Raw genomic sequence first — 15,665 nt, forward strand, 5'->3', positions numbered from 1 at the left:
CAAACCTCTAACCAAAGAATTATTTTCCATGAAGTATTTACCTTTTTCAATCTCACTATTTCCCATTACCGCAGCATTATTAATTTCAGGCTGCCAAAGCACAGGTTCAGGACAATTATCTCAAGCATCTGACAACGAGTTATCAGAAAAAATTGCCTCGCCTGTTGAAATTAATCAAGCTTTACTCGCCGATGAAACCGCCGATGTTATTCACCCTGTTGCTGATGTTGACTTTACTTTAGGCGATGACGATGTTCATGTGAGTGATGATTTATGGCAAGAAATTCGCGATAAATTTACCTTTGATATACCTGAAAATAGTCGTTTAGTTTCACAACGTAATTGGTATGCAAAACACCCAAGCTATCTTGATCGCGTCGCTAAACGCGCAGAGCCTTTTCTTTATTATATTGTTCAAGAATTAGAAAAAAACAATATGCCGTTAGAATTAACCCTGTTACCGATAGTTGAAAGTGCATTTGACCCCTTTGCTTACTCACATGGCAGAGCCTCTGGTATGTGGCAGTTTGTTCCTGGAACTGGGAAACGTTTTGGTATGAAGCAAAACTGGTGGTATGACGGCAGACGCGATGTAATGGCTTCAACTGAAGGTGCTATTGCTTACTTAAAGTATTTAAATAAATATTTTAAAGGTGATTGGTTATTAGCGCTTGCCGCTTATAACTCTGGTGAAGGACGAGTTCGTCGTGCAATGAAAAACAACGCGCGTAAAAACAAACCGACAGATTTCTGGTCGTTAGATTTACCGAAAGAAACACGCGCTTATGTTCCTAAACTACTTGCTTTAGCTGATATTATTAAACGCCCTGATGATTTTAATGTGAAGTTATATGAAATTGAGAATAAGGCCGTACTTACTCAAGTAGATATTGGTTCACAACTCGATTTAGCAAAAGCGGCACAGTTAGCAGGGTTATCATTACCCGAATTACAACGATTGAACCCAGGTTTTAATCGATGGTCAACAGATCCTAACGGTCCTCATCGTTTATTAATTCCTATCCATAAAAAAGAGCAGTTTGTAACAGGTTTATCTAAACTCACCAAAAAAGATCGTCTTGCTTGGCAACGTTATCAAATAAAAAGTGGCGACAGTTTGGGAGAGATCGCACAAAAATTTAATACTTCGATAGAATTAATTCAACAAGTGAATTCAGTAAATGGAACTCAAATTAGAGCCGGAAAATATTTATTAATACCTGTTGCTGCACGCTCGCTTGATAGCTATATTCTTTCTCAAAACCAACGATTAGCCACCAAACAAAGTAGCAAACGCCAAGGAGTGAAATCAGTACATATTGTAAAGTCTGGCGACACACTTTGGGATTTAAGCCAGAAATATAAAGTGAGCAGCCGCAGTATTGCTAAATGGAATGGCATGGCTCCTAAAGATTATATTAAACCGGGACAAAAGCTGGTGATATGGCAAAAACTAGCAACTAATAAGTCTTCTGGAGTTGCTACAGAAAATGTCATCATGCGAAACATTACTTACAGAGTACGCAGAGGAGATTCTTTCGCGCGTATAGCAGATAAGTTTAATGTAAAAATTAAAGATATAGAACGTTGGAACAGCTTAAGCCGTAAAAAATATCTACAACCGGGTCAAATACTTAAGCTTTCGGTAGACGTTACCAATAATATTTAACAAGTAAAGATTTACCAATAAACAAAGCCTGTTAATCACGTAATTTTAACGTGACAAATGGGCTTTTTCTTTTAGTTTTCGCTCATGGGATTAAGTATAATTTAACTTCTGCTCCCATACTTTTCTGACACTGTCGCATCTTCTTTCTTCTTTTCTTTCAGCGAAAAGCAACAATAATTAAAATTTAAGCTAAACTAATTAAGCTGAGCTCAGTTTAAAACATTTAAAATATAAGATTAAACAAGTTCAGATTTATAGGGAATATAATCAAGAATAATAACAATTTCATTAATGAGCTATTCTACTTTAGACACAAGATAAATGTTCAAATAGCGCAATAGTTGATCATTTAAACCAGTAGAAATAATCACATATGTAGTGAGATTGTATGATGTGTACAGGGAGTTATGATGATAAACGGACGTTACCCACCCGCGGTATTGGTTAGGACATGGATTTTAATTGTTACTAGTGATCGCCCTCAACTTCAACAAGGCGCTCAGCGTGCTCAGCAAGGAATAAAAAAGTACTTCGGCTCTGTTACCCTCGCTGAGCTTTATGTTGAACAAATTGAAATGGATACTGAGATCATCTTAATTTAGTCCGCTTTGTTTAAGCCTCTTTATTTAACCGTTTTTGCTTAACCGACTTTCTTTCATCTATAACTACGGTTGAAGCGATTTGATCTTGAATTGCTTGTCGATTGGCATTCCAAAATATTTGTAGAAAGCCTAAAAGGCCCGTAGCAATTCCAGCGCCATACCCGCCATACCGACAGAAACTCTCCCAAATTGTTAGTGGGCTACCATCTAGTTGTAAAACACGAATCCCTACAATCTTCTTTCCCGGTGTTTGACCAGACCATAGTGAAGAAAATACCGTAAAGTAAAATGCAGCCCAACCAAACCCTAAACCCAGGTCTTTAATAATGCCTTTAACCCATTCGATAATAGAATATACCGGACGACTTTTATCATTATCAGTCAGTTCATCTGATGATTGAGTGTTAAGTTGTTGTACTTCGTTTTGTGATTGACTGTTATCAATTACTTTTTGTTCTTTAACTTTTTGATCAATAGATTTTTGTTTTCTAGTATCTGACTCTATAGTTTCTAGCGCTAATAATGATTCTTCCTCATGTTTACGCGTTAACTCAGACTTGTAGGCTTGATGCAAGTGTTTGCTCAAGTCATCTTGCGCGTCGTGCTCAAGCGTCGTGGCATCAACAATACTTTCCACAGCTTCATCGACAATTTTATCTGTTAGATCAAACGCAGCAAACTCTTTAATAAGTGGTGACAACTCTTGATTCCAACAATTGACTGATTGACACTCACTATTTTTAACAGTAACAATCGTACCAGCACTAAGCACTGAAAAGGTTATCGACTCGCTAGTAGATAAATTCCTTTCAGATAGAGTTGATTGTTTATCTGATTGCTCGTTATTGTTCATTAACTCACTGTCAAAAAACATAGGTAGGAGGTCAAGTAAGACGATAAATACAATAAAAAAAGAGCATATTCGAAGTAATTTTCTCCGTTTAACTCCTTTAACCTTTCCTTGTTTGGCAGCATATTTATTACCGCCGATTCTATATAAGGTTATGGCAATGACTAAAGCAAGTATTTCTCCAGGTGTATCACTAAGTAATGCCACAAAAACTAAATCGATTAAAATTGCTACCGCTCTTCTAGTAGGCGAAGCTAACGGCGTGCCAAATAAAGACTTGTCAATGGTAAAAGCAAATGGTGTGAGTATTGCTCGCGTTTCTTCTACCGTTAAAGCAGATGTTATTGACGCTTTATCACTGGTGAGTTTTTCACTTTCTATTGCCACGTTTTAGCCTTTAAAAATAATCAATGCTACTAAAGTAATGCTTTAATGCCGCTAGATAAACCATCTAAGGTTAATGGATACATTTTCTGTTTAACGACTTGCTTCATGATATGAATAGAAGCGTAATAATTCCAGTGAGATTCATCTTGAGGATTTAACCAAATAGCGTTATCAAAGTGCGTTAATAAACGCTCCATCCATACACTACCCGCTTCTTCATTGTAATGTTCGACACTGCCACCTGGATAAGTAATTTCGTAAGGTCCCATGGTAGCGTCGCCAATAAATATGACTTTATAATCACGGCCATAAGTATGAATAAGCTGCTGTAAATCTATTCCTTCGTTATGTCGGCGATTATTGTCTCGCCAAACTTTTTCATAAACACAGTTATGGAAGTAAAAAAATTCTAAATGTTTAAATTCAGTATGAACGGCAGAAAACAATTGCTCACATACTTTAATGTGATCATCCATAGAGCCGCCGATATCAAAAAACATCAGCACTTTTACAGCATTATGGCGCTCTTGTTTCATTTTTATATCAAGGTAACCTGCATTTCGTGCTGTAGAGGCAATAGTGTCATCAAGGTCGAGTTCATCGCTCGCACCACTTCGCGCGAACTGCCGGAGTTTTCTTAAAGCAACTTTAATATTTCGGGTGCCAATTTCAACTTGGTTATCAAGATTTTTAAATTGGCGTTTATCCCACACTTTTACTGCGCGGCGATGACGAGAGCCTTCTTGACCAATTCGAATACCTTCGGGATTATAGCCATTAGCACCAAAAGGAGAAGTACCGCCTGTACCTATCCATTTATTGCCGCCTTCATGGCGTTTTTCTTGCTCTTTTAAACGTTCTGCTAACGTTTCCATGAGTTTGTCTAAACCGCCTAATGCTTTAATTTTTGCTTTTTCTTCTTCAGTTAACATTTTTTCAAAATGCTTTTTCAGCCAATCTTCGGGAATACCCGACAAATCAAGCTCTATAGTTGATACACCTTTAAAATAATCCGCAAAAGCGCGATCAAATTTATCAAAGTAACTCTCATCTTTAACTAAAAGCGCACGACTAATTACATAAAAGTCATCAATGCTAGCAAAGACAACATGCTGTTCTAGAGCGCTAATTAAATCTAAGAGTTCTCGTAATGTGCATGGCACTTTGTATTGCCTACATTTACAAAAGAAGTCAATTAACATAATACGTCTATCGTCCTGAGCGATGCATAAAGGCTAATTTTTCGAATAAATGAACATCTTGCTCATTTTTTAATAATGCACCGTGTAAAGGAGGAATAACTTGCTTAACACGCGTTTCTTGCAAAGTAGTAATATCGATATCTTCAGCCATTAACAATTTTAACCAGTCAATAAGCTCTGACGTTGACGGCTTTTTCTTTAACCCTGGCAATTCTCGTAAATTAAAAAACACGGCTAATGCTTCGTCTAACAAGTTCTGTTTAATATCAGGAAAATGAACATCAACAATTTCTTTCATTTCTTGTGCTTCAGGAAAGTTGATGTAATGGAAAAAACATCGACGTAAAAAAGCGTCGGGTAATTCTTTTTCGTTGTTTGAAGTAATGATAATAATAGGTCTTTGCTTCGCTACCACTTTTTCTTGTGTTTCATAAACAAAGAACTCCATTTTATCGAGCTCTAATAACAAATCATTAGGGAATTCTATATCTGCTTTATCAATTTCATCAATTAATAATACTGGTCGTTTGTCTGCTGTAAATGCATGCCACAATTTCCCTTTGATGATGTAATTACTAATATCATGAACTTTATCATCACCGAGCTGGCTGTCCCTTAATCGAGAAACTGCATCATACTCGTACAAACCTTGCTGGGCTTTAGTGGTAGATTTTACATGCCACGGAATTAATTCGGTGCCTAAACTTGCGGCTAATTCTTCAGCTAACATAGTTTTACCTGTGCCGGGCTCTCCTTTAATAAGTAATGGTCGCTCTAGGGTAATTGCCGCATTTACTGCGAGTTGTAGCTCTTTAGAAGCAATGTAATTGCCAGTTCCGTTAAACGATGTCATGTCATTTCCAACCAATTTTGACTAATTTTTATATTATCTATTCCATTTTATTATATAAGTTATAACAAAATAGCACTTCTGTTTTTCTACTAAGTAGCTAATCTTACCTTATTGAGCTATATCATTCAGTCATATTTATGAAAAATGGTCTCAGCCAACAAATTTAATTACACAAGATTTCACCATGTTTCCCCGATTAGCGTATTGATTCCTAATCATTAATGAAACATTTTACAGGATAATATTATGTCAGTAATTTTCGAAGACAATTCAACCGCCATTGGAAACACTCCATTAGTAAAGTTAAACCGCGTAGTAAGTGGTGCAAATGTTTATGCAAAAGTGGAAGCCAGAAACCCTAGCTTTAGTGTTAAGTGTCGTATCGGTGCCAGTATGGTATGGGACGCTGAAGAAAAAGGTTTATTAAGTGCCGGTAAAGAAATTGTAGAGCCAACAAGTGGTAATACCGGTATTGCACTAGCTTTTGTTGCAGCAGCACGAGGTTATGGCATTACATTAACTATGCCTAATACAATGAGCTTAGAGCGTCGTAAATTACTAACAGCACTTGGTGCTAAGGTTGAATTAACCGACGGCGCTAAAGGAATGAACGGCGCTATTGCAAAAGCCAAAGAAATCAGAGATGCCGAACCTAACAAATATGTTTTATTAGGCCAATTCGAAAACCCTGCAAACCCTAAAATTCATGAAGAGACTACTGGCCCTGAAATTTGGCGTGATACCGATGGTAGCGTAGATATTTTCATTGCTGGTGTTGGTACAGGCGGTACGTTAACGGGCGTTAGTCGTTACATTAAAAATACTCAAGGTAAGAAAATCACTACAGTTGCAGTAGAACCAACTGACTCACCAGTAATTAGCCAAACACTTGCTGGTGAAGAAGTTAAGCCGGGTCCTCATAAAATTCAAGGTATTGGCGCTGGCTTTATTCCAGGCAACTTAGATTTAACCATGGTTGATGCTGTTGAAACAGTTTCAAATGACGATGCAATGGCAATGGCCCATCGCTTAATGAAAGAAGAAGGTATTCTTGCAGGTATTTCTTCTGGTGCTGCCGTAGTTGCAGCTAAGCGTTTAGCTGAATTACCAGAAAATGCTGATAAAAATATTGTTGTTATTTTACCTAGCTCAGCTGAACGTTATTTATCAAGTGCATTATTTAGCGACAGCTTTAGCGATAAAGAATTGGTTCAATAGCATTAAATTAGTAGAAAAAGCTTATCAATTAAAAAAAAGACGCTTCAGCGTCTTTTTTTGTGGTCAATATAAGGTATTCTTAGGCTCTTAAACTAGCTTAGGGGTTTACCAAAAAACATGTACAAATTAAAATTTTCCATTCTCATTTGCATTTTTTTATTAACGGCTTGTGGTGGTGATAAAAAAGAAGCTATCACAAAGATAGATAATCCTGAATTAGTCACTATTGCTTTTTTCAATGCGCTTTATAATGAAAAAGATATCGAAAAAGCTTCTTTAGTGTGCTCGCCAAAACTTGCACGTATTATTTTACATTACCGCTCAGCTAAAGCTGTTGGTCGTCATTTATTTAATATGTCTTATGATAAAGTTGAAATAAAACCTGATGGCAGTGGAGTAAAAATAAGAGAGCAGTTTAAAGATGCAGCTAATATCACCGTTTACTTTGATGGTTATTATCAAGACAATCGCCTAAAAGATGTAAAGCGTGTCTCTTTAGTACAAAAAAATGGTAAGTGGATTATTGATAAACTGTTACCGGATCCATTTTAACCCCTTTTTTATATGGAGTGACTACCTTGCATAGACACTCCATGTTTTGTTAACTTCTCTTAATTTACTATTTGGCTAACACTCGCCCTTCTCTTCTAGGATCTGCGCCGCCAAGTAAGCCGTCTTTAGTAACTTCAATCGCATGTAATCCACTATTTAAATCACGTAAAAACACCTGATGCCCTTTAGCCTGCAAATCTGGTTTTAAATGCGCAATAGAGGTTTGTTTTTCTAAAGTGGTCACTTTATTACGGTTAGTCACTTTAGGTAAGTTAATGGCTTGTTGAGGCGCTAGTTTCCAGTCGAGTATGCCGATAATAGTTTGAGTAACATAATTTATAATTCGACTTCCTCCAGGCGAACCTAACACCAGCTTAAGGGTATGATCTGAATTAAATACCATAGTAGGCGCCATTGAGCTTCTAGGTCTTTTAAATGGCTCAATACTGTTAGCAATTGGGACACCTTGCTCACTCGGCGCTAAAGAAAAGTCGGTCAGTTGGTTATTAAGCATAAAACCTTCAACCATTAATGCTGAACCAAAAGCCATTTCTACGCTAGTGGTCATTGAAATTGCATTACCTTTACTGTCAACAATTGAGATATGACTGGTTGACGGCATTTCATAAGCCTGATCCTTAGCTCTTGCAATGGCACCAAAAGGCTTACCTGCACTTGCTTGTCCCATATCCTTATCAATATTGATCAATTTCGAACGATTAGCTAAATAGCTATCGTCAAGTAAACCATTTACTGGGACATTAACAAAATCATCATCTGCTAAATACTGATTACGATCGGCAAAAGCCAACCGTGAGCTTTGCGTAAACAAATGAACAGCTTCTAAAGCATTTGGCTTATATTGCGATAAGTTAAACGGTTCAAGTTGTTCTAATGTTTGAATAACTGCAACGCCTCCGGAGCTAGGAGGCCCCATACCACAGACATTATACTGATGGTATGTTCCGCAAACTGCAGGCGATTGTTTTGCTTGGTAACTATTTAAGTCCTCAAGAGTTAATTTGCCCGGAGATACTTCTGCCTGTTGCACCGCTTGCACTATTTTTTTAGCAATCCAACCGTGGTAAAAAGGCTCTACACCACTTTTTGCAAGACTACGGTATACTTTAGCTAAAGGTTCATTCTTTAACAAAGTGCCCGCTTTAACTGGCATACCATTGGGGAAGAAGTAACTTTTTGTCGCATTTAATTGACTAACGCCAGGGTTAAATTCCATCGTTAGTAGCTTTTCTAAACGTGGAGAGACAATAAATCCTTGCTCACAAAGTTTTATAGCATCTTCAAATAAAACATTCCAAGGCAGTAAACCATATTGATCATGCGCTTTTTTTAATGCTTTAAGTACACCCGGCACCCCTACGGATTTACCACCAACAACAGCTTTAATCCAAGGAATAGCTTTTCCTTGTTTGTCTAAAAACATTTCAGCAGTAGCCGCTTTAGGCGCCGTTTCTCTCCCATCAAACGTTGTTAAATGCTGTTTATTTTTATCCCAGTGTAAAATAAATGCGCCGCCACCAATACCCGAAGATTGAGGCTCTACCAAGGTTAAAACCAGTTGCACAGCAATAGCGGCGTCAATAGCACTACCACCTTTTTGCAAAACATTATAACCAGCTTCGCTGGCATAAGGATTCGCGGCAGCAATCATAAACTCCTCCCCCGAAACAGAATATTGCTTTGTTAGTCCTGTTGCTGCCTCTGGCTCCCTATCTTCTACAGGTAATTTTACTGTTTGCGCAGCTAAGCTATTAAAGCTCAGACAGAAGATAATGGTGGTGAGTGAAATTGATGATGATAGATTATACATAGACTTCCTTATGCATCTTTATTAGGGCGAAACGATAATTGAAAGTAATTAAACTCAACAAATTTATCGAGCATATTTTGATATTTATTAGGGGTTTGCTCTACTATTTGTAAAGCATAACAACAAGCTTCAAGTGTTGATAGCCCATTCTTTTTACTGGTTTTTCTTATATGATATTGACCTAATAAATCATCAGGTAAGGTAACATGTTGAATATGGTGTAAATTTTCAGATAACATATACATTCGATACGCTTTTTTCCAAGTAGCATCTAACAAAATTAGACAATGAATATTTTGAGTGTTTGCAGATTGCGTTAATTGTGACAAATTAACCGATTGCTCGCTAGGATAAAGTAATGCAGCCTGTTGACCATACTGAGCTAATAAGTGATTAAGCTGATCATTATGAGAAAAATTCTCGCCTTCTATAACAATACATCGAGATAATCCATTCGCAAGCAAAGACAATGTTCCCTTACTTTGCTTTACTTCGTTAGGGTGAAGTAAAACAATAATAAGCACGTCATTTTCAACTTCCGCTATAAATTGACAAATACAGGCAGGTTTAGGGCGTTGGCAAATTGGGCACAGCAATCGAGACATAGTTTTTTAAATCAATAGAACACCGATTTATTTTACGATGCTTGCTCGAGTTAGCCAATGATTATTTGTTCTACTTACCTTTACAAGGTAATTAACCTTAACTCGGTTTAAGAGATGGTTAACAGTTTGAAAAATAGGTAAATAATTACTTTACTCCACTCTAGCTTGATAGTTTTTCTTAATTCAAGGCAAATTTCGCGTCAATAGCTGGCCTATTGCAAGAAATTTAACGAAGAAGTAAGGAAAAATAGCTGCTAGAGAAATATTTGTTAAGTCGAGCGCAAGTTAATTAACATTACTTTGTAATAGCTTACTGATAAAGTATGGTTTTCGGCTTCTTTTCTATTACAACCTTATGTTAAAAATTAGTTCTTTCTCTCCTACCCGTAACCAAAGCATTTCCGTATTACTAATCGTTTTATTATCCGTTGTGGCCTATTTATTTGATGAATTAATCGCAGATACATTAGTTTTTAACCGTACGTTAATTGAAAAAGGAGAACTATGGCGTATTTTTACTGGCCATTTTTTACATACCAACGGTTACCATTTATTACTCAATGTATCTGCAATGTTATTACTATTGGCATTGCACGGTAAGTTTTATCATACAAAGAGTTACACCTTAATTTTTTTAACTTGTGCTTTTTTTACCAGTCTAGGGCTTTATTTATTCTCGCCCAATATAGATCAATACGTAGGCCTTTCTGGAATTTTACATGGTGTTTTTGTTTTTGGCGCGATAATGGATATTAAACATAAAGACAAAACAGGCTATTTATTGTTTATTGGTGTGTGGTTAAAAATCATTCATGAACAAACAGTTGGAGCTAGCGCCGAAGTAGCAAAACTAATAGGTGCTAATGTCGCGATTGATGCGCATTTATGGGGCGCTGTTGGCGGCCTATTCTTTAGCTTACTTTATCTAAAGTTCTCCTCTGACAAGGTTTAGCGTTTATCGGTAAGTAAAGGCAAGTGTCTGAAACAAAAAAGCCATTTGTTAATGTGAGAAACATTTAACAAATGGCAGTTAACTTCATTTAAATTGATCTATTTATAAAGTCGTTTCAAATAACTTATAAATACGACGATACTCATCTAACCAAGAGCTAGATTGCACAAAGCCATGAGGCTCTACCGGATAAAGTGCGGTTTCAAAGTCTTGTTTTTCTAGCTCAATTAAACGCTGAACTAAGCGAACAGTGTCTTGAAAAAACACATTATCATCGACCATAGGAGCATTTATTAGTAACGGTTTTTCAAGTCCTTCAACAAAATATATAGGTGAACTACGTTCATAAGCTATCGCATCATCTTCAGGGGTATTTAGAATATTCGATGTATAACCATGATTATAATACGCCCAATCGGAAACAAGGCGAATAGCAGAGCCCGAAGCAAACAAATCAGGCGCGGTAAACATAGACATTAAAGTTAAAAAACCACCGTAAGATCCACCATATGTACCAACTCGCTCACGATCCACGTTAGCATTTTCAACTAGCCAATTAACACCATCACGCATGTCTTCTACTTCAGGTTTACCCATATGACGATAAATAGCAGTACGCCAGTCTCGGCCATAACCTTCAGAAGCACGGTAATCCATGTCAATAACAACATAACCTTGTTGAACTAACATGCTATGAAACATCGTTTCTCTGAAATAGCCTGACCAACCTAAGTGTGAGTTTTGTAAGTAACCTGCACCATGAGTAAACATAACCGCACGATTCTTCTCTGCTGTTTTATCATAATCTTTTGGTAGATATACTCGAGAATAAACAGGATCGTCTTGATAGCTTGATTTAATAGCAACAACTGACGGTGCTGTCCATGGCAAACGTTTAAACTCTTCAGTAACAGTATCAGTTACTTTAATTGGTTGACTTTGTTCAGTCGTAAGCGACTGGATATAAAGCTCAGGTGGCATAGTGACCGTTGAATGCTCAATTAATAAGCTTGTTTGATCTGAGCTCAAGGTATAATTATTAAACCCGCCTAAACTGGTTAATGCCGTCAATTTTTTAGCTAAATCGACTTGGTATATTTCATAAATGCCAGGGTGCACTTTATTCGCTTTAAAAACAAAACCTGATTCATCTTCCAATAAAGTAACATCACTCACTTCGAATTTACCCGAAGTTAATTGCGTTGGTTTTTTGGTTAACGCTTTAAGATATAAATGCGAATACCCGGACTCTTCTGATAAATAATAAAGTTGCTCTGTATTTTCTAACCAACCAAATTCATTAAATGCCCAGTTAATCCATGCATCGTCATGTAATCGGTGCTGAGACACCAGTGAATTTTTAGCAAAGTCAACCGTGGTTAACCAACGATCTTTATTGTCCCAAGCTTCAAGCATTATCGCCAGTTGCTGACCATTTTTATGCCATTCAATCGGTCTCATTGCGCTTATAACATGGATGTTTCTCGCCGATTTTTTCGATTGATATTTTTTACCTTCACGCGCAAAATTTTCTGCTTTTACTTTTGCCAAGACGTCCTCGTCGAAACCTGGCAATGTGTCATAACTTAATGCTGACTTAGTAGAAGTATTTAAATCAATAATAAATAATTCTTCTTTATATTGTCGATTATCGGCAACCCTACTTCGAACTTTCTGCGCCTTTATTTTACCGTCGTTGCTAATATAATTAGGCATTATATCGCTTTTATCTCTTGATGATTTCGCGGCACTTATGCTGACAAAGAGTTTATCGCCTGCAGGTGATAAACTCGCATGGGCAACTTTATTACCTTTACCAAAATAATATTTAGCATCGCTTAAGGTACTATTTTGATTAGCTAACGCTTTATCTTGTTTTTCTTTTAACAAAGAATTTCTGTGTTGTAAGGCAATATAATCTATTAAATCGTGCTGCTCTTTTGCAAGATAGCTCGTAGGTGATTCGATATCTTTAGGCTTGTCTTGCATTTGTAAATTAGCAAGCTCTACTATTTGATTTGTTTTTAGGTGGTGAGAAAAAAAGCTATTTCCCACGCGATACGCAATGTTTCCGTCGAGCAAAAACATAACAGACTGCTCTATCGCTGAAGTATGCGTGAGTTGCATCACTTTATTGGTCGCTAAGTTTTTAACGAAAACGTTCCCTTTAAAAGTGTAAGCTTCAAGTGTGCCATCATCATTAGTCACTGCGTAATTATCTGCTGCGACATGCATTTCTGCCAATTTTACTTTTTCAACAACAGGAGTCGAATTTTCAAGCGTTACTTTATAAAGATCCCTAAGTGGGCTGCCTTGACGTTTTTGCTTGTAAAAAATAGTTTGATTATCATCGCCCCAATACCAAGACTCTGGCGAGCGTGCAAACCAATCAGGGTCTGCCATTATTTGCTCTAAAGTGATTTCAGTTGAGCTATCAGCCATAGAGGCTGTTATTTCACTCGTTTGAGGGGCGATCGTTTGATTAACCTCTGGAACATTCTCTGAAGTTGAATTTGACAATTGATTTGTCGCACAAGCTGATAATGTAAAACTTATGGCTACTACAAGGAGTTTTAGTTTCATAAAGTAAGTTCTTTTAATTTTTAAGTAAAATGGAAGATATAATTAGCGTTAAATTAACGTCTAAAATAACCAAGAAAAGAAATAAATACCCTTTAGCTTAATTAATTTTAGGTAAAACACAAATTAAGTTAACTCATCGCTATCTACAATATTGATTCAGTTAACATTTTGTTTACTAGTTATACGGATCTAACTTGTAAACTGCAATATTAACTACGATTACAATCGACCAATGACTTTATTCTTGCGATTAAACTAAAAAAAGCTGCCTAGGCAGCTTTTTATAACACATCACTGCTTATTTTTTCGAAGCAATCCATTGATTAACATTACGCTCTAAGACTGACATAGGAACAGCACCGCCAAGTAACACAACATCGTGAAATCCACTTAAATCAAATTGATTACCCAGTGCTTTTTTCGCCTGCTCTCGCAAAGATACTATTTTTAGCATCCCTAATTTATACCCTAACGCCTGTCCAGGCCACGCCATATAGCGCTCTATTTCAGCGGTAATATCAGAGACAGTTGAACCAGTTTGTTCAACCATATAATTAATAGCTTGCTCCCTTGTCCAACGTTTGTGATGTAATCCCGTATCGACAACTAAACGTACTGCGCGATATAGCTCTGCTTGAAGTCGCCCTAAATTGCCAAAGGGGTCATTTTCATACATACCTAACTCTTGAGCAACTTGCTCAGCATAAAGCGCCCAGCCTTCCATATAAGCGTTATACGGAGCAATTCTCCTTAAAAAAGGAAGTTCCGCTTGATCCATATTTAATGCAATCTGCCAATGATGACCGGGATTTGCCTCATGGTAGGTTAATGTTTTTAAACCAAATTTAGGATTTGCTTTCATGTCTCGAAGATTAATCCAGTAAATACCGGGTTTGCTGCCATCGACAGATGGAGATGAATATTCACCGCCAGGAGAGCCCTCTTGGATCTCTACCGGATAAGCCCGAACTTCGACATCATAAGATGGCGTTGTTTTGAAAACGGGCGCCATTTTAATCACTATTTCTTGAATGTATTCGTTAATATCTTGAATAATGGCTGTTCGGCCTTCATCAGAATCTGGGTATAAAAATCGCTCTTCTTCGTTTAGTAACACCATTCTCTGACCAACGCTACCTGTTTTATAGCCTTGCTCAAGTAAGATTGAATTCATCTCAGAGCTAATACGTTTAACTTCATCTAAACCTAATTGATGAATTTCATCCGCTGACAACTGACTATCACCTAATTGTTCAATAGCATCTTGATAATAATCTTCACCGTGAGGTTGAGCCCAAATACCTGATTCTTGTCGTGCTTTCGTTAAAAGTAACTCTGTTGATTGAGTGATCTTTTGGTAAGCGGGATAAACAACATGACTCACTTTATCAACAACTTCATTAATGAGTTGTTGCTTACGCTGCGGGGTTATTGTGTCAACTTTATTCACTTTAGCGATAAAACTTTCTACTAATGTATGCTGTTGAGCTGGCGCACTAATAAAACCATTTAAATAGCGTAACGCCCCTTCAACGATTGCTTTAGGAGGTAACCAATTTTGTGAAATGTCTGCTGCTAATTTTTTATCAACAGAAGCAATAATGTGATCGAACTGACTTAGTCGTGCAATGTAATCTAAAGCATCTTTTTCATTATTAATTGAGTGATCATTTTGTAAGTTACGTGGAATACTGATTAACGGGCCATTAATCTGGTTAATAATAAAGGGGGAAAGCCCCATCCAAGCATCAATATAGCCGATAGAAAAATCACTATCCCCGGCATAATAGCGAACAATACTTGCCATAACCTGTTGATTATCTTTATCTATTTTATTAGTAGTTGTTAGCGATAAACTGCCTATTTTTTCAGATAACGCTCTTAACTTTTTGCGAAGTAAGGCTTCATTTTTTGGACTAAAATCTTCTACTTTATCAGCATAATAAACGCCAACTTCTTCTGCTGACAAACCAAACGCTGACGCTGAAAAAACTCTATATTGAAAAAGCGTTTGTGTCGCTTCTTGATACCATTGATTTAACTGAGCACGTTGAGTTAATTGCTTATCTTGCTGAACTTTTACCGTGTTAGCTGTTTTATGCTCACTCGATGTATTATTATTTTTCCCTCTTTCTAGTTGATTTGTATTATCACAACTACTTAACATTAACGCCATACCGACTGCTGCACAGGTAAGTTTAACTTTCATTTTACGCCTTATTTTTTAATAAAATGAAAACAAAAATTTCATTTTATACAATATTTAATAACAAAGGATTAGAGCAAAATCTATTGATTATGTAAATATCCAATCGTTTATCTATACGGCTGATTGAACAAAGAGATTAAAATTTAAAAAAA

Annotated in this window: 12 protein-coding genes; 5 read left to right on the plus strand and 7 right to left on the minus strand. The window is 36.8% G+C overall.

The window, feature by feature from the left end; all coding sequences use genetic code 11:
* Positions 1-28: 28 nt before the first annotated feature.
* Together AC27G3_RS16135 and AC27G3_RS16140 are read left to right on the plus strand one after the other, a co-directional pair.
* Complete coding sequence (locus AC27G3_RS16135; protein ID WP_487123320.1) at positions 29-1,669, plus strand: lytic transglycosylase; 1,641 nt, start codon at positions 29-31, stop codon at positions 1,667-1,669.
* 410 nt (positions 1,670-2,079) lie between these two features.
* Positions 2,080-2,271: a hypothetical protein gene (locus AC27G3_RS16140; RefSeq protein ID WP_487123322.1), complete on the plus strand. Its 192-nt coding sequence runs from the start codon at positions 2,080-2,082 to the stop codon at positions 2,269-2,271.
* 10 nt (positions 2,272-2,281) lie between these two features.
* Here the strand turns inward: AC27G3_RS16140 and AC27G3_RS16145 are convergent, their stop codons facing one another.
* Genes AC27G3_RS16145 through AC27G3_RS16155 form a run of 3 tightly spaced genes read right to left on the minus strand, consistent with a single transcriptional unit; the run spans position 2,282 to position 5,563 of the window.
* The gene (locus AC27G3_RS16145; protein ID WP_487123324.1) at positions 2,282-3,508 is read right to left on the minus strand and encodes an RDD family protein; all 1,227 of its coding nucleotides are present in this window, start codon (positions 3,506-3,508) and stop codon (positions 2,282-2,284) included.
* Positions 3,509-3,537: 29 nt separating this feature from the next.
* Positions 3,538-4,710: a vWA domain-containing protein gene (locus tag AC27G3_RS16150; protein ID WP_487123326.1), complete on the minus strand. Its 1,173-nt coding sequence runs from the start codon at positions 4,708-4,710 to the stop codon at positions 3,538-3,540.
* A gap of 7 nt (positions 4,711-4,717) precedes the next feature.
* Complete coding sequence (locus tag AC27G3_RS16155) at positions 4,718-5,563, minus strand: AAA family ATPase (protein WP_487123328.1); 846 nt, start codon at positions 5,561-5,563, stop codon at positions 4,718-4,720.
* A 246-nt stretch (positions 5,564-5,809) separates the two neighbouring features.
* Here AC27G3_RS16155 and cysK point away from each other — a divergent pair, with 246 nt between their 5' ends.
* Positions 5,810-6,781 (plus strand): cysteine synthase A, encoded by a 972-nt coding sequence (gene cysK / locus AC27G3_RS16160; RefSeq protein ID WP_487123330.1) that lies wholly within the window; start codon positions 5,810-5,812, stop codon positions 6,779-6,781.
* Positions 6,782-6,898: 117 nt separating this feature from the next.
* Entirely contained in the window at positions 6,899-7,333 is a 435-nt protein-coding gene (locus AC27G3_RS16165) for a hypothetical protein (RefSeq protein WP_487123332.1), read from the plus strand.
* 67 nt (positions 7,334-7,400) lie between these two features.
* On the opposite strand, the gene ggt is transcribed toward AC27G3_RS16165, so the two are convergent.
* The gene (gene ggt, locus AC27G3_RS16170) at positions 7,401-9,164 is read right to left on the minus strand and encodes a gamma-glutamyltransferase (RefSeq protein WP_487123334.1); all 1,764 of its coding nucleotides are present in this window, start codon (positions 9,162-9,164) and stop codon (positions 7,401-7,403) included.
* An 8-nt stretch (positions 9,165-9,172) separates the two neighbouring features.
* The gene (locus tag AC27G3_RS16175; RefSeq protein WP_487123336.1) at positions 9,173-9,769 is read right to left on the minus strand and encodes a tRNA-uridine aminocarboxypropyltransferase; all 597 of its coding nucleotides are present in this window, start codon (positions 9,767-9,769) and stop codon (positions 9,173-9,175) included.
* A 355-nt stretch (positions 9,770-10,124) separates the two neighbouring features.
* Here AC27G3_RS16175 and rrtA point away from each other — a divergent pair, with 355 nt between their 5' ends.
* Positions 10,125-10,721 (plus strand): rhombosortase, encoded by a 597-nt coding sequence (gene rrtA / locus AC27G3_RS16180; RefSeq protein ID WP_487123338.1) that lies wholly within the window; start codon positions 10,125-10,127, stop codon positions 10,719-10,721.
* Between the two features lie 102 nt (positions 10,722-10,823).
* Here rrtA and AC27G3_RS16185 read toward each other — a convergent pair whose 3' ends face one another.
* Positions 10,824-13,304 (minus strand): S9 family peptidase, encoded by a 2,481-nt coding sequence (locus AC27G3_RS16185; protein ID WP_487123340.1) that lies wholly within the window; start codon positions 13,302-13,304, stop codon positions 10,824-10,826.
* A gap of 298 nt (positions 13,305-13,602) precedes the next feature.
* Positions 13,603-15,513 carry a DUF885 domain-containing protein gene (locus tag AC27G3_RS16190; RefSeq protein WP_487123341.1) on the minus strand — a complete coding sequence of 637 codons (1,911 nt, stop codon included), beginning with the start codon at positions 15,511-15,513 and terminating at the stop codon, positions 13,603-13,605.
* Between the last annotated feature and the right edge of the window lie 152 nt (positions 15,514-15,665).

The sequence above is a fragment of the Colwellia sp. SU-HH01217 genome (assembly GCF_057543495.1).